This is a genomic window from Pseudomonas sp. GW821-FHT03A09, assembly GCF_059421065.1.
On record NZ_JBWKUX010000003.1, the window covers coordinates 130,098 to 144,577 of the forward strand.

Here is a 14,480-nt window from a genome sequence, read left to right on the forward strand (position 1 = left end):
TTCCTTCTGAATACGAGGTTGGCGGTATGAGCAGTCTTTTGAAGCTGGAAAATATCTGTAAGCGTTACCCGGGCGTACAGGCCCTGAGGTCCATCAACCTGCAAGTGGAGCGCGGCGAGATCCACGCGTTGCTTGGGGAAAATGGCGCGGGTAAATCAACCCTGATGAAAATCCTCGGCGGCGTCGAGCATCAGGACGAAGGCCAGATTCTGATCGACGGCCAGGCTCAACATTTCGCGACCTACCGCGATGCAATTGCCGCCGGTATCGGCATCGTGTTCCAGGAGTTCAGCCTGATTCCCTATCTCACGGCGGTGGAAAACATCTTCCTCGGCCACGAGTTGAGCAACCGCTTCGGCCTGCTGCGCAAGCGCGAGATGGTTGAGGCATCCGAGGCGTTATTCAAGCGCCTGGGCGTGACCATCGACCTGCAATGCGCGGTCAAGCACTTGAGTGTGGCCGAGCAGCAGTTTGTCGAAATTGCCAAGGCGTTGGCCCTGGATGCGCGCTTGCTGGTGCTGGATGAACCGACTGCCACCCTCACACCCAGCGAAGCCGAGCTGCTGTTCGAGATCATGCGTGAGCTCAAGCGCCAGGGCGTGGCTGTGATTTTTATCTCTCACCACTTGGAGGAGATTTTTCAGGTGTGCGACCGCATCAGCGTACTGCGTGACGGCGGCAATGTGGGGGTTACCGATGTGGCTGACAGCGACATTGACCGTCTGGTCGAGATGATGGTGGGCCGTCGTCTGGAAAGCAGTTTTCCACCTAAACCGACGAAAGCACGCGGCCCGTTGTTATTGGAGGTCAAGGACATCCAGCTAGTACGCAACGGCCCCCACAACAGCTTCCAACTGCACAAGGGCGAGATTCTCGGCTTTGCCGGGCTCGTGGGTTCGGGCCGTACCGAACTGGCACTGGGCATGATGGGCGCGCTGCCGTCGGTGAGCAAAGACGTGTGGCTGCGCGGCGAAAAAGTCACGCTGGACGACCCGGCTCAAGCCCTGGCCCACGGCATTGGTCTGCTCCCGGAAAGCCGCAAGAGCGAAGGGCTGATCACCGATTTCAGCATCCGCGAAAACATCTCCCTGAACAACCTGCCCAAATACCAGAACGCCTCTGGCCTGATCGACAAGGACCGAGAGTGTGCGAGCGTCGATAGCCTGATGAAACAGCTGTCGATCAAGGCCCCCAGTGGCGAGAGCCGGGTGTTCAATCTCAGCGGCGGCAACCAGCAGAAAGTCGTGATTGCGCGCTGGATCAACCATCACTGCGACGTACTGGTGTTCGACGAGCCCACGCGCGGCATTGACGTCGGCGCCAAGGCGCAGATCTACGCTTTGATGCGCAGCCTGACCGAGCAGGGATACGCAATCATCATGATTTCTTCCGAACTGCCCGAAGTCATCGGCATGTGCGATCGCGTCGCCGTGTTCCACAAGGGCGCCATCGTCAAGTTACTCGAAGCGTCCGCCGTCAATCCTCAAGAGGTCATGCGCCATGCAACAGGGGGCTCAAGTGAATACGTCCATTAACACCGGCGATGGCAGCCGGCTGCGCCTGAACCTGGCGCGGCTGGTGCGCTCACCGGCGTTTTATCCCTTTGTCGGGCTGGTGGTGGTGACCCTGGTGATGATCCTTGCCAGCGACACGTTCCTGACCGCCAGCAACCTGTCGAACATCGCCCGCCAGGTGTCGATCAACGCGATTATCGCGGTGGGCATGACCTGCGTGATTCTTACCGGTGGCATCGATTTGTCGGTGGGGCCAGTGATGGCGTTGTCCGGCACGCTGACCGCCGGCCTGATGGTCGCGGGCTTGCCGCCAGGCTTGGCGATTGGTGCCGGGATGCTGATCGGCGTGGCCTTCGGTGTCGGCAACGGGCTGTTCGTCGCCTACCTGCATATGCCACCGATCATCGTCACCCTGGCGACCATGGGTATCGCCCGTGGCCTGGGCTTGATGTACACCGATGGCTACCCGATTTCCGGGCTGCCGGAGTGGTTCGGTTTCTTCGGCCGCCAGAGCCTGTTCGGCATAGACGTACCGATCCTGATCATGTTGATCACCTACCTCGCGGCCTATGTGCTGCTGCAACACACGCGCATCGGCCGCTACATCTACGCCATCGGCGGTAATGAAGAGGCAGTGCGTTTGTCCGGCGTTCGGGCGGCGCGGTTCAAGTTGCTGGTGTACGGCATCAGCGGTCTGACTGCGGCGATTGCCGGGCTGGTGCTGACCTCACGCCTGATGAGCGGGCAGCCGAATGCCGGCGTCTCGTTCGAGCTGGATGCAATAGCGGCCGTGGTGTTGGGCGGTGCCTCGATTGCCGGTGGGCGTGGTGTGATCGTCGGCACCTTGCTCGGCGCCATGTTGCTCGGCGTATTGAATAACGGACTGAACATGCTCGGGGTCTCGCCCTACGTTCAGAGCGTGATCAAAGGCGGAATCATTTTGCTGGCGATCTTTATCAGCCGTCAGCGCCATAAATAAACTCCTAACAAAAACAGGACCGAACACCATGGACAAGCACACCGAAATGCAAGCCGTCGTTTGCCACGGCCCCAAAGACTATCGCCTGGAACGCATCGGCAAACCCCAGGCCCGCGCCAATGAACTGGTAATCCGCATCGCCGCCTGTGGCATCTGCGCCAGTGACTGCAAGTGCCACTCGGGCGCGGCGATGTTCTGGGGCGGCGACAACCCTTGGGTCAAGGCGCCGGTGGTGCCGGGGCACGAGTTTTTTGGCTACGTGGTGGAAGCGGGCGAGGGCGCCGAAGAGCACTTCGAAGTCGCCGTAGGCGACAAGGTGATCGCCGAGCAGATCGTGCCCTGCGGCAAGTGCCGCTTCTGCAAATCGGGCAAGTACTGGATGTGCGAAGTGCACAACATCTTCGGCTTTCAGCGTGAAGTGGCCGAAGGTGGCATGGCCCAGTACATGCGTATCCCCAAGACCGCCATCGTGCACAAGATCCCCGAGTCGGTTTCGCTTGAAGACTCGGCGCTGGTGGAGCCTATGGCCTGCTCGATCCATACCGTCAACCGTGGCGAAATCCAGCTGGATGACGTGGTAGTGATTGCAGGTGCAGGCACTCTCGGGCTGTGTATGGTTCAGGTGGCTGCGCTGAAGACTCCGAAAAAACTGGTGGTGATCGACATGGTCGACGAACGTCTGGAACTGGCCAAGCAGTTCGGCGCCGACGTGGTGATCAACCCGTCCCGCGACAATGCCCGCGAGATCATCAACAGCCTCACCGATAACTATGGTTGCGACGTCTACATCGAAACCACCGGCGTGCCAGCCGGTGTCACCCAGGGCCTGGACCTGATCCGCAAGCTCGGGCGCTTTGTCGAGTTCAGCGTGTTCGGCGCCGAGACCAGTGTCGACTGGTCGATCATCGGCGACCGCAAGGAGCTGGACGTGCGTGGTGCGCACCTCGGCCCGTATTGCTACCCGATCGCCATCGACCTGTTCGAGCGCGGCCTGGTCACCTCCAAAGGTATCGTCACCCATGACTTCCCGCTGGACGACTTTGCCGAAGCCTTCGCGTTGGCCAATTCGACCAAATCGATCAAGGTGCTGTTGAAGCCGGTGGCCTGAAAAATGAACTACGTCATGGGTGTCGATATAGGAACCCAGAGCACCAAGGCGCTGCTGGTGGATGGTCAAGGCACGATCATCGCCCAGCACAGCCAGGGGTATCGCGTGGATACCCCGAAAGTGCGCTGGGCCGAACAATGGCCACAGGTCTGGCTGGATGCGGTCGAGGCCTGTGTGGCGCAGTGCATGGCCAAGTCGGGCGTGGCGGCGGAGCAGGTCAAGGCGCTGTGTATCAGCAGCTTGTACGGCGGTTCGGGGATTGCGGTGGATGCGCAGATGACGCCACTGCATCCGTGCCTGATCTGGATGGACCGCCGCGCCGGCGAGCAGGTGGCGTGGGTGCGTGAGAACGTGGACCTGGAGCGCTTGTTCGAAGTCACCGGCAACTCGGTGGACAGCTACTACGGCTTTGCCAAGATGCTCTGGCTCAAGCAGCACCAGCCCGAAGTATGGGCGAACACCCGCTACCTGCTGCCACCCAACAGCTACATCAACTGGTGCCTCACGGGCGAGTTGGCGGTGGACCATAGCAGTGCCGGCAACATCGGCGGTGTCTACGACGTGAAGGCGCGTGGTTGGTCTGCCGAAATGCTCGATGCGCTGGGCATACCGCAAGCGATGATGCCGGAGCGCCTGGTGTATTCCGCAGAAGTCGTAGGTGGTTTGTTGGCGGATTGGGCTGCGCGCCTGGGGCTCCAGGCGGGCACGCCGATCCTTGCCGGTGGTGTCGATGCGGCGATGGCGACATTGGCCGCGGGCGTGACACAGCCGGGCAATCACGTAGCCATGATCGGCACCAGCATGTGCTGGGGTTACTTGAACCAGCAGGTGGATGCCCATCACGGTTTGGTGAGCATGCCCCATGTCTACAACGGCCACCGCGACCTGTACATCTTCGGCGGAGCGATCACGGCCGGCGCCTCGGTCAGTTGGTTTCGTGAGCAGTTCTGCCAGGCCGAAGAGCAGCAGGCCCAGGCTACCGGCCAGGACAGCCTGGTGTTGCTGGAGCAAAGCGCGATGCGCATCCCGGCGGGCAGCGAGGGCCTGTTGTTCCTACCGTATCTGATGGGCGAACGCAGTCCGGTATGGGACGACCGCGCCAGCGGCAGTTTCGTCGGACTGAACCTGTATCACAGTCGCATTCACCTGTACCGCGCGGTGCTTGAAGGCGTGAGTTTTGCCCTGCGGCACAACATTGAAGCCGGTACACAAGGTGCGCATTCGCTGGACCCGCGCTTGATTGTGGTCGGCGGGGCGAGCCATTCGGATTTGTGGATGCAGATTATTGCGGATGTCACGCGTTACCCGGTTTACACCATTGTTCAGGAAGTGGAAGCCGCACTGGGTGCAGCGTTGCTGGCGGCGCACACGGTGGGGCTTGTTGATGACGGTGAAATGGAAAAGGGTTGGGTGCAGCTCGAGCTGCGGGCGCAGCCCAAGCGCGAAAATGTCATGACTTATGACCGGACGTTTGCCGAGTACTTGAAGCTGTATCCGGCGCTGAAACCGATCATGCACAACCTGCAAACCCACTGATTCAACACGGTCCGAAAATGTGGGAGCTGGCTTGCCTGCGATAGCAATCTTTCAGTCGGCGCATCATTGACTGATCTACCGCTATCGCAGGCAAGCCAGCTCCCACAGGGGACCCTCATTGTTCTTGAGATTGTGATCTATGAACGCAACCTTCGACTTCACCCACCACCGCATCCTCGTCACCGGCGCCAGCAGCGGCATTGGCCGCGAAATCGCGCAGCAGCTGATCGCCAGCGGCGCCGAGGTGTTCTCCCTTGGCCGCGACGTACAGGCACTGGCCCAACTCGGCTGTCACACTCTGTGCCTGGACATTGCCGACAGCGCCGCCCTCGACAAAGCCCTGCAAGGCCTGCCGCCACTCCATGGCCTGGTCAACTGCGCCGGTATCTCGCGCCTGGAACCCGCCGCCGCGATCAGCGCCGACGCGTTCGACCAAGTGATGAATGTCAACGCCCGTGCCGCCGCTCAGGTGGCCAGCCGGGTGGCTGCAGAAATGATAGAAGCGAAGATCGCAGGCAGCATCGTCAACGTTTCAAGCCAGGCCTCGCTGGTGGCCCTGGACGATCACCTCGGCTACTGCGCCTCCAAGGCCGCGCTGGATGCGATCACCCGCGTGCAATGCGCCGAATGGGGCCGCTTCGGCATTCGCGTCAACAGCGTCAACCCTACCGTGACGCTTACGCCGATGGCGACCATGGCCTGGTCCGACCCGGCCAAGCGCGACCCGGCACTGGCGGCGATTCCCTTGGGACGTTTCGCTGAAACGGCAGAAGTGGCGTTACCGGTGCTGTTCCTGCTCAGTGACGCCGCCAGCATGATCAGCGGCGTCAGCCTGCCCATCGACGGCGGCTACACCAGCCGCTAGCCGTTTTCCAACTGTCCGGCGATCACCACCTTGTCCCGTGGCTTGAACGGGTCTTCCAGGCGGTCGAGCAGCAGGCGTACCGCACTGCTGCCGGCCAGGGAGGCGTCATGGGCCACGCAAGCGATGGGTACGCCGAAGATATCGGCGAAGGGCAGACGATCGATGCCGCAGATGGTCAAGCTGTCATGGGCAATGTTGTGCATGCGCAACGCGCGCAAGGCGCCGAGGGTGATCAGTTGGTTGAAACCCATGATCGCGTCCGGCGCCGAGTGTTCGGCCAGGTAGTCGAGGGTATGCAGGTAGGACGGCATCAGCGTGTAGTCGCCGGCCTGCACTTCGACCTGCACCTCGGGGTGTTCGGCCAGGACTTCGCGCAGGCCTTTGAGGCGCTCCACCGTGATACGTGAGTGCTCGGGGCCAGTCAGTACAAGCAGGCGCTTGAGGTTGGGCGTCTGGCGCAGCAGGTAGTGCGCGGCCTGGATGCCGCTGTGATAATTGTCGAGCACCACGCGGCTGAACGGGCTGTCGTGGATCGTACGGTCGAGCAGCACTACCGGGGTTTTGCCGTTGCCCAGGCGCTCCAGGTAATCAGGCTGATAACTCGGCTCATCGGAGACCGGCGACAGGATGATCCCTGCCACGCGGTAGCCCAACAGGGTGTCCACGGCTTTGCTTTCCAGCTCTTCGAGTTCGTCGGTGTCCACCAGCATGATGGTATAGCCATGCTTTTTGGCCTCGCGTGAAATCGCCTTGATCATTTCGCTGTAGAACGGGTTGTCCACTGACGCGGTGATCACGCCGATGATCAGGCTCTCACTGCGCTTGAGCCCGCGCGCGAAGGCGTTGGGCACGTAGTCCAGCTCCCGCGCCACTTCGAGGATGCGCGCCAGGGTGGCGGGCTTGACCAAGTCGGGTTTGCTCAGCGCACGGGACACCGTGATGGTGGTCATGCCAACCCGTTTGGCGATGTCGCTGATGGTGACGGACTTTTTCTTGTTCATCGGTAAGGCTGCGAAAGGAAACATTCGCAGGCTAGCATGCGCGGCGGTATCCGGTGATTCAAATCAGTGGGTCCCAGCGCTGCGACCAATCACTTTCGGCCTTGACCACGCCGCGCAGCAGTTCCAATGCCTGCTGTAACACCGCCGAATCCCGCGCCCGTGAATACACCAGATAAGTCGGGAAGCTGAACTCCGGCGCCTTGGGCACGCGTTGCATCACGCCGCTGTCCAGGTAGCTCTGCACCACGCGGGTACGGAAGTAGCCGGCACCGCCATTTTCCAGGATGTATTGCAGCGCCAGCGGCCCCAGGTTGAAGCTCAAGGCTGCACGGGCTTTGTCGGGCAGCGCGGCATCGTGTTGCTGGCGAAAACCCGGGCCCCAGTCGATATACACGTACGGAGCCGGATTGCTCGCCAACTGCACCAGGATCAGTTTTTCTTCCAGCACCTGCTCCACCTGCAACCCCGGCCAGTATTGCGGTTGGAACACCAGGGCGGCATCCAGCACACCCAGTTCGAGCTGGCGCAGCAGGTATTCGCCTTCGCGCACCTCGGTTCGCAGCGCGTGCCCCGGGATCTGTTCGCGCAGGACCTGGGCCCAGCCGAGCATCAATGGGTTGCACAGGCTAACTTCGCCGCCGATATGCAGCACGTTGCGATAGCCCTCCGGCAGCGGCAGGTCGCGTTTTGCCGCTTCCCAGGTTTGCAGCAACTGGTTGGCATACACCACGAAGGCCTCGCCATCGGCGGTCAGTCTGGCACCTGCACGGTTGCGCACAAACAGCGTGCTGCCCAACTGGCTTTCCAGGCTTTTGACCCGTGCGGTAATGGCGGTCTGGGTGACGTGCAGCTTCTCGGCCGCCGCGGCCAGGCTGCCGCAGCGGGTGATTTCGAGGAAGGTGCGTGCCAGTTCGATGTCCATGAAGGCCCCTGGGAATGAATGGTGGACAGTGTAATGGAATGCAGTCAGTGTGGGAGCTGGCTTGCTCGCGAAGGCAGCCTGACAGCCGACTGCTATCTGACTGTTACCCCTCGATCCAAATGTGGGAGCTGGCTTGCCTGCGAAGGCGGCCTGACAGCCGACTAGGATGTTGGATCAGACTGAGTGCATATCCATTGCTGCTGTAACGGCCACTATTGGTTCCGCTCTTACAGCGGGTCACTTTTGGAAAGACCCAAAAGTAACCAAAAGGTCTTCGCCCCAACACTCGGCACCTCGCCTAGGCTCGGTGTGCCCGTAATCCGACAGGTATTTGGGGGGCCGCCGCCACGCGCCATCCATGGCGCGGGGCGGCTAAACCGGCATCCCTGCCGGTTTACCCCCCAAATCCCTGTCGAATTCCGGCCAGCGTGTTTGACGGGGCGCCTAAGATCAAGATCAAAAGCAAGAGCACGGCGGCCTGATAGCCGGCCTGAGTGGTTGGATCAAAGGCAGCTCCAGGGGAGTGCATTTCAGGTTGGGGGTTGTGGGGCTTGGAGGTGCTGGGTCGGGAAGGCCTTCGCGTAGGCGTGGCACACCCGCAACACCTGCTCGTCGGCAAACCGCGCGCCTACTACATGCAATCCCACCGGCAAGCCGTTCGCTGCCAACCCACACGGCACCGATGCCGCCGGTTGCTGCGTGAGGTTGAAGGGATAGGTAAACGGCGTCCACTCGGTCCACTCCTGTAAACCCGAGCCCGGTGGCACGTCGTGCCCGGCGGTGAACGCGGTGATCGGCATCATCGGCGACACCAGTACATCGTAGTGCTCATGGAACGCGGCCATGCGCGCCACCAGCGCTGCGCGTGCTTCAAGGGCTGCGCTGAAGTCATCCAGGCTCAATCGTTCGCCGCGTTGGGCGATGCGCAACAGACCGGGGTCCAGCAGCTGTCTTTGCGCCTCGCTCATGGCGCCGGTCAGGCGTGCAGCGCCGGCTGCCCATAAGGTGCTGAAGACGTCCAACGGGTCACTGAAACCGGGGTCGATCTGCTCGACATGGGCGCCCAGTTGTTTCAGGCCTCGAACCGCCTCTGCGACCACCTTCGCCACTTGCGGGTCGACATCCACGTAACCGAAGTTCGGGCTGTAGGCCACGCGCAACCCTTTCAAATCGGCCGCGTCCGACAACCACGGCGTGGTCCTCGGTGCGCCGATCAAGCCATCTCGTGCATCCGGCTGGGCGATGGTCTGCAGCATCAATACGCTGTCTTCCACCGTGCGGGTCATCGGCCCCAGGTGCGACAGAATCGTCATGGAGCTGGCCGGCCATTGCGGCACATAGCCAAACGTCGGCTTGATGCCGAAGGTGCCGGTAAACGCGCAGGGAATGCGGATCGAACCGCCGGCATCACTGCCCTGATGCAGCACACCCAGGTTCAATGCCGCCGCTGCCCCCGCGCCGCCCGACGAGCCGCCTGCCGTGGTGCGTGTGTCCCATGGGTTACGGGTGATGCCATACAACGGGTTATCGGTGACGCCTTTCCAGCCGAACTCCGGGGTCGTGGTCTTGCCCAGCAGCACCGCACCGGCCTTGCGCATGAAGGCTGTGAAGGGCGCGTCGACGTCCCACGGGCCCTCGGCGGTGGAGGTGCGTGAGCCCTTGCGGGTGGGCATGCCGACCGTCAGCGTCAGGTCTTTGATGGAAGACGGCACACCGTCCAACGGCCCGCAGGGTTGACCGGTGAGCCAGCGTTGTTCAGAAGCTCGCGCGGCATTCAGCGCGCCTTCCGGGTCCACGTGGCAGTAGGCATTCACTACCGGATTGAAGCGTTCGATGCGCAGCAAGGCGTCTTCGGTGACCTCCACCGGCGACAAGGTCTTGTCGCGAAAATGCTGCAGCAGTTGCACCGCTGTCAGTTGGCCAATCTCACTCATGCCACATCCTCCTGAGCCGCATTGACCATGGCGCGCAGCAACACCGCGCAGCCCGCCGCCAGGTCGTCTGGCGCGGCGTTTTCGATTTCGTTATGGCTGATGCCGCCTTCGCACGGCACAAAAATCATCCCGGCCGGGCCCAGTTCGGCGACGAAAATCGCGTCGTGTCCCGCACCGCTGACGATGTCCATATGGCTCAAGCCCAAGGCCTTGGCGCCCTCGCGTACAGCGTTGACACAGGACGGGTTGAAGTCCAGCGGCGGAAAGTCGGCAGTGGGCGTCAGCTCAAAGGTCAGGCCATGCTGTTTCGCGGTGGCTTCGATCACGCCGCGCACTTCATCGACCATGGCTTGCAGCTTGTCCGCGTGCAGGTGACGCAGGTCGAGCGTCATGTGCACCTGGCCGGGAATCACATTGCGCGAACCGGGGTGCAGGCTCAGGCAACCGACGGTGCCACAGGCGTGGGGTTGCTGTTGATGGGCGATGCGGTTGACCGCGCTGACCACCTCGGCGGCGCCCACCAGGGCGTCCTTGCGCAGGTGCATCGGCGTCGGGCCGGCGTGGGCTTCGACGCCGGTGAAGGTCAAGTCGAACCACTTCTGGCCCAGGCAGCCCATGACCACACCGATCGTGGTGGCCTGGTCTTCCAGCACCGGGCCCTGTTCGATATGCGCTTCGAAATACGCACCCACCGGGTGGCCGAGTACCGCGCGGGAACCTGCATAACCGATGCGCTGCAGTTCAGCGCCGACCGACAGGCCCTGCTCGTCAAGCTTGTCGAGGGTGTCCTGCAGGTCGAACTTACCGGCAAACACTCCGGAGCCCATCATGCAGGGCGGGAAGCGCGAGCCTTCTTCGTTGGTCCATACCACCACTTCGATCGGCGCTTCGGTTTCGATCTTCAAATCATTCAGGGTACGGATCACCTCCAGTCCCGCCATCACCCCGTAGCAACCGTCGAACTTGCCGCCGGTGGGTTGAGTATCGATATGGCTGCCAGTCATCACTGGAGGCAGGGCCGGATTGCGCCCGGCACGGCGTGCAAAGATGTTGCCGATGGCGTCGACACTGACGCTGCACCCGGCGGCCTCGCACCATTGCACAAACAGGTCGCGGGCCTGGCGATCCAGGTCGGTGAGTGCCAGGCGACACACACCACCTTTCGCCGTGGCGCCGAGTTGGGCCAGGTCCATCAAGGATTGCCACAGGCGGTCGCGGTTGATCAGCGGGGCGTTGCTCTTGAGCGGTTGCGCAAAACTATTCATCAGCAGTCTCCGGTCAGGCACTCAGGGCCAAATAGCGGTTTTTGATGGTCGGGTCGGCGCGGAAGGCTTCGGCGCTGCCCTCGTAGACCACGCGGCCCTGTTCAAGCACGAAATGGCGGTCGGCGAGCTTGTCGCAGACCATCAGGTTCTGTTCCACCAGTAGCACCGGCAGGCCGTCGTCCTTGACCTTGCGCAGGATCTTCACCAACTCATCGACAATCACCGGAGCCAGGCCTTCGGTGGGCTCGTCGAGGATCAGCAGCTTGGGGTCGTTGAGCAGGGCGCGGGCGATGGCGAGCATCTGTTGCTCGCCACCGGACAACGCGTGGCCGGCGTTTTTGCGGCGCTCCTTGAGGCGCGGGAACATGGCGTACACGTCTTCCAGCTGCCAACGGCTGGTCTTGCGCGCGGCGATGCGCAGGTTTTCCTCGACGGTGAGCAGGCGGAAAATCCCGCGATTTTCCGGCACCAATGCCAGGCCCTGACGGGCGATTTCGAATATCTTCTGGCCCACCAGCGCCTGGCCGTTAAAGTGGATCTGGCCCTGGCGCGGGCAGATGATGCCGAGGATGCTGCGCAAGGTGGTGGTCTTGCCGGCGCCATTACGACCCAGCAGTGTCACCAGTTCACCGGGGTTGACGGTCAGTGACACGCCTTCCAGCACATGGCTCTTGTCGTAGTAGGAATGGATGTTCTCGACGATCAGCATCAGGCAGCCTCCCCAAGGTAAGCGGTGCGCACACGTTCATCGGCACGCACGAACTCCGGCGTACCTTCCACCAGAATCTGCCCGTGGCTCATCACCGTGATGCGTTGGCTGATGGACATGACAATGCTCATGTTGTGTTCGATCAGCAGCACCGTGTGGTCGCGGCCGAGGTCGCTGATCAATTGGGTCATGATCGGGATATCGTCGATGCCCATGCCCGAGGTAGGTTCGTCGAGCATCAGCAGTTTGGGCTTGGAGCAGATCGACATGCCCACCTCCAGAACCCGCTGCTGGCCGTGGGACAACTCACCGGCCAGGGTGTCGGCGCGGGTAGTGAGTTGCAGGCGTTCCAGCACCTGGTCGGCCATTTCCAGGTGTTCGCGCTTGCTGTCCACCCGACGCCAGAAATTCAGGGCGCGCGCACCGTCTCGTCCCTGGGCGGCGAGGCGCAGGTTTTCGCGCACGCTGAGGTTCTGGAACAGGCTGGTGAGTTGGAACGAGCGCGCCATGCCCAGGCCGACGCGGCCGTGGGCGGGCTTGCGCATCAGGTTCTTGCCGTCGAAATGAATCGCCCCGGCGGTGGCCTGGCGTTCGCCGGTGAGGCAGTGGAACAGGCTGGTCTTGCCCGCGCCGTTGGGCCCGATGATGGTGTGGATGGTGCCGGCCTCGACTTTGAGGTTCACGCCGTTTACCGCGCGGAACGCGCCATAGGCCAGTTCCAGGTCTTTGGTTTCCAGCAGCATGCTCATAGCCCTTCCTCCTTGGCGACGACGACGGTCTTGCGATTGCCGCGTACCTTTTCGAACAGCGACGCCAGGCCGCCCCACAAACCGCCGCGCATGAAGATCACCACCAGGATCAGGATCACCCCGAGCAGCATCAGCCAGCGTGGCCACAGGTCGGAGAGGAAATCCCCGAGCAGCACGATGGAGCCGGCGCCCAGCAGAGAGCCGAACAACGAGCCGGTGCCGCCGACGATGGTCATGATCAGGATGTTCTCCGACATCGCGAGGTCGATGTTTGACAGCGGCACAAAGTGCAGCAGCATGGCGTACAGCGCCCCGGCAATCCCGGTGACCGCGCCGGACAGCACAAACACCAGGATCTTGAAGTGCCGTGTGTCGTAGCCGATGGCCGAGGCGCGGGTTTCGTTTTCGCGGATCGCCATCAAGGTGCTGCCGAACGGCGAGGCGATCACACGGCGAGCGCCGATGAAGATCAACAGGAACAGCACCGCGACAAAACCGTAGAAGGCACGGGCATCGCTGAGCGACAGCAGCACGCTTTCACCCACGCGGATCTCCGGGCGCGGCACGCTGAGCAGGCCGTTGTCGCCTCCGGTCCAGTCGCTGAGGGTGTAGGCGACGAAGTAGGCCATCTGGCTGAACGCCAGGGTCAGCATCACGAAGTAGATGCCGGTGCGACGGATCGCCAGGGCGCCCACCAGCAAGGCCAGGAACCCGCCTGCGATGGCGGCGCCGAGCAGTGCAGTGAACAGGCCCAGTTGCAGATGGATCATCAGCAGCGCTGCGCAGTAGGCGCCGGCCCCGAAGAAGATGCCTTGGCCGAACGACAGCAGCCCGGTGTAGCCCAGCAACAGGTTGCAGGCGAGGGCGGCCATGGCAAAGATCAGGATCTCGGTGGCCAGGGTTGCCGACGGCAAGATCAGCGGCAGGCCGATCAGTACCGCCAACACCCATAGCAACATTGCGCGCGATTGCGTCTTGGCAAACGGCAGGGGATTTTTCTCGCTCATGTCAGGCTCTCCCGAACAGGCCGTAGGGACGGACCAGAATCACCACGGCCATCGCGCCGTAGATCATCAGGCTCGCACCCTGGGGCCAGAGTGTGGTCATCAGGCTTTGCACCACGCCCACCAGCAAACCGCCGACCAGCGCACCGCTGAACGAGCCCATGCCGCCGATCACCACCACCACGAAGGCCACGCCGAGAATTTCCGGGCCGACAAAGGGCTGCGCACCGCGCAACGGTGCGAACAGCACGCCCGCGACACCGGCCAGGGCCACGCCGAGGGCGAAGGTCATGGAGAACAGGCGGAAAATATTGGTGCCCAGCAGCGACACGGTTTCGGTGCTTTCACTGCCGGCGCGCACCAGGGCGCCGAAGCGTGTGCGTTCGAGCAGCAGCCACAGGCCCAGGCCGACCAGCCCCGAGAACACGATGAGGAACAGTCGGTAGTAGGGGTACACGAAGTCGCCCACCACCAGCACGCCGCGCAGCAGTTCCGGCACGGCGACACTCTTGCCCACCGGGCCCCAGATCATCACGCTGGCTTCCTGGATGATCAGTGCAATACCCAGGGTCACCAGGATCTGGAACATGTGCGGCAAGTGATAGATCCGCTGGATCAGCAAGCGCTCGATGGCCCAGGCCAACGCGGCCACCACCAGCGGCGCGATCAGCAGCGCCAGCCAGAAGTTGCCGGTGAGGCTCACGGCGGTGTAGCAGATGTAGGCACCCAACAGGAAGAACGCGCCGTGGGCGAAGTTGACGAAGTTGAGCAGGCCGAAAATGATCGTCAGCCCGACCGCGATCAGGAAGTAGATCATCCCCAACCCAAGACCGTTGAGGATCTGGAACAGGTAAAGATTAAGCATGCAGGAACCCTCGGCAGGACGCCGCTTGC

At 62.3% G+C, this 14,480-nt stretch carries 13 protein-coding genes; 5 read left to right on the forward strand and 8 right to left on the reverse strand.

From position 1 onward, the window contains the following. Window positions 1-26: 26 nt before the first annotated feature. The 5 genes from AC07V4_RS05905 (at window position 27) to AC07V4_RS05925 (ending at window position 6,002) form a co-directional block, all read left to right on the forward strand. Window positions 27-1,535: a sugar ABC transporter ATP-binding protein gene (locus AC07V4_RS05905; protein ID WP_492635605.1), complete on the forward strand. Its 1,509-nt coding sequence runs from the start codon at window positions 27-29 to the stop codon at window positions 1,533-1,535. After that, window positions 1,501-2,493: an ABC transporter permease gene (locus tag AC07V4_RS05910; protein ID WP_492635604.1), complete on the forward strand. Its 993-nt coding sequence runs from the start codon at window positions 1,501-1,503 to the stop codon at window positions 2,491-2,493. Before AC07V4_RS05905 ends, AC07V4_RS05910 begins: the two co-directional genes overlap by 35 nt. Before the next feature lie 28 nt (window positions 2,494-2,521). Further along, window positions 2,522-3,601 carry an alcohol dehydrogenase catalytic domain-containing protein gene (locus tag AC07V4_RS05915; protein WP_492635603.1) on the forward strand — a complete coding sequence of 360 codons (1,080 nt, stop codon included), beginning with the start codon at window positions 2,522-2,524 and terminating at the stop codon, window positions 3,599-3,601. Between the two features lie 3 nt (window positions 3,602-3,604). Continuing rightward, window positions 3,605-5,137, forward strand: coding sequence for an FGGY-family carbohydrate kinase (locus AC07V4_RS05920; protein WP_492635602.1), 1,533 nt, complete (start codon window positions 3,605-3,607; stop codon window positions 5,135-5,137). Between the two features lie 139 nt (window positions 5,138-5,276). After that, entirely contained in the window at window positions 5,277-6,002 is a 726-nt protein-coding gene (locus AC07V4_RS05925) for an SDR family oxidoreductase (protein WP_492635601.1), read from the forward strand. On the opposite strand, the gene AC07V4_RS05930 is transcribed toward AC07V4_RS05925, so the two are convergent. From AC07V4_RS05930 to AC07V4_RS05965, 8 genes are all read right to left on the reverse strand, one after another. Then, on the reverse strand, window positions 5,999-7,003 hold the full coding sequence (locus AC07V4_RS05930; RefSeq protein ID WP_431751054.1) for a LacI family DNA-binding transcriptional regulator: 1,005 nt from the start codon (window positions 7,001-7,003) through the stop codon (window positions 5,999-6,001). The genes AC07V4_RS05925 and AC07V4_RS05930 overlap by 4 nt on opposite strands. Before the next feature lie 58 nt (window positions 7,004-7,061). Beyond that, window positions 7,062-7,925: a LysR family transcriptional regulator gene (locus tag AC07V4_RS05935; RefSeq protein WP_492635600.1), complete on the reverse strand. Its 864-nt coding sequence runs from the start codon at window positions 7,923-7,925 to the stop codon at window positions 7,062-7,064. Between the two features lie 530 nt (window positions 7,926-8,455). Further along, the gene (locus tag AC07V4_RS05940; RefSeq protein ID WP_492635599.1) at window positions 8,456-9,859 is read right to left on the reverse strand and encodes an amidase; all 1,404 of its coding nucleotides are present in this window, start codon (window positions 9,857-9,859) and stop codon (window positions 8,456-8,458) included. Then, window positions 9,856-11,124, reverse strand: coding sequence for a Zn-dependent hydrolase (locus AC07V4_RS05945; protein ID WP_492635598.1), 1,269 nt, complete (start codon window positions 11,122-11,124; stop codon window positions 9,856-9,858). Before AC07V4_RS05945 ends, AC07V4_RS05940 begins: the two co-directional genes overlap by 4 nt. A gap of 13 nt (window positions 11,125-11,137) precedes the next feature. Beyond that, complete coding sequence (locus tag AC07V4_RS05950) at window positions 11,138-11,833, reverse strand: ABC transporter ATP-binding protein (RefSeq protein WP_492635597.1); 696 nt, start codon at window positions 11,831-11,833, stop codon at window positions 11,138-11,140. Further along, complete coding sequence (locus AC07V4_RS05955; RefSeq protein ID WP_492635596.1) at window positions 11,833-12,582, reverse strand: ABC transporter ATP-binding protein; 750 nt, start codon at window positions 12,580-12,582, stop codon at window positions 11,833-11,835. The genes AC07V4_RS05950 and AC07V4_RS05955 overlap by 1 nt, the downstream gene beginning before the upstream one ends. Next, window positions 12,579-13,589, reverse strand: coding sequence for a branched-chain amino acid ABC transporter permease (locus AC07V4_RS05960; protein WP_431751048.1), 1,011 nt, complete (start codon window positions 13,587-13,589; stop codon window positions 12,579-12,581). The genes AC07V4_RS05955 and AC07V4_RS05960 overlap by 4 nt, the downstream gene beginning before the upstream one ends. A 1-nt stretch (window position 13,590) precedes the next feature. Beyond that, window positions 13,591-14,451, reverse strand: coding sequence for a branched-chain amino acid ABC transporter permease (locus AC07V4_RS05965; RefSeq protein WP_016974865.1), 861 nt, complete (start codon window positions 14,449-14,451; stop codon window positions 13,591-13,593). Between the last annotated feature and the right edge of the window lie 29 nt (window positions 14,452-14,480).

What these genes read in the sequence shown, in the direction of transcription:
- AC07V4_RS05905 (WP_492635605.1), top strand. Translation starts at nt 27, where the DNA reads ATGAGCAGTCTTTTGAAGCTGGAAAATATCTGTAAGCGTTACCCGGGC.
- AC07V4_RS05910 (WP_492635604.1), top strand. Translation starts at nt 1,501, where the DNA reads ATGCAACAGGGGGCTCAAGTGAATACGTCCATTAACACCGGCGATGGC.
- AC07V4_RS05915 (WP_492635603.1), top strand. Translation starts at nt 2,522, where the DNA reads ATGGACAAGCACACCGAAATGCAAGCCGTCGTTTGCCACGGCCCCAAA.
- AC07V4_RS05920 (WP_492635602.1), top strand. Translation starts at nt 3,605, where the DNA reads ATGAACTACGTCATGGGTGTCGATATAGGAACCCAGAGCACCAAGGCG.
- AC07V4_RS05925 (WP_492635601.1), top strand. Translation starts at nt 5,277, where the DNA reads ATGAACGCAACCTTCGACTTCACCCACCACCGCATCCTCGTCACCGGC.
- AC07V4_RS05930 (WP_431751054.1), bottom strand. Translation starts at nt 7,003, where the DNA reads ATGAACAAGAAAAAGTCCGTCACCATCAGCGACATCGCCAAACGGGTT.
- AC07V4_RS05935 (WP_492635600.1), bottom strand. Translation starts at nt 7,925, where the DNA reads ATGGACATCGAACTGGCACGCACCTTCCTCGAAATCACCCGCTGCGGC.
- AC07V4_RS05940 (WP_492635599.1), bottom strand. Translation starts at nt 9,859, where the DNA reads ATGAGTGAGATTGGCCAACTGACAGCGGTGCAACTGCTGCAGCATTTT.
- AC07V4_RS05945 (WP_492635598.1), bottom strand. Translation starts at nt 11,124, where the DNA reads ATGAATAGTTTTGCGCAACCGCTCAAGAGCAACGCCCCGCTGATCAAC.
- AC07V4_RS05950 (WP_492635597.1), bottom strand. Translation starts at nt 11,833, where the DNA reads ATGCTGATCGTCGAGAACATCCATTCCTACTACGACAAGAGCCATGTG.
- AC07V4_RS05955 (WP_492635596.1), bottom strand. Translation starts at nt 12,582, where the DNA reads ATGAGCATGCTGCTGGAAACCAAAGACCTGGAACTGGCCTATGGCGCG.
- AC07V4_RS05960 (WP_431751048.1), bottom strand. Translation starts at nt 13,589, where the DNA reads ATGAGCGAGAAAAATCCCCTGCCGTTTGCCAAGACGCAATCGCGCGCA.
- AC07V4_RS05965 (WP_016974865.1), bottom strand. Translation starts at nt 14,451, where the DNA reads ATGCTTAATCTTTACCTGTTCCAGATCCTCAACGGTCTTGGGTTGGGG.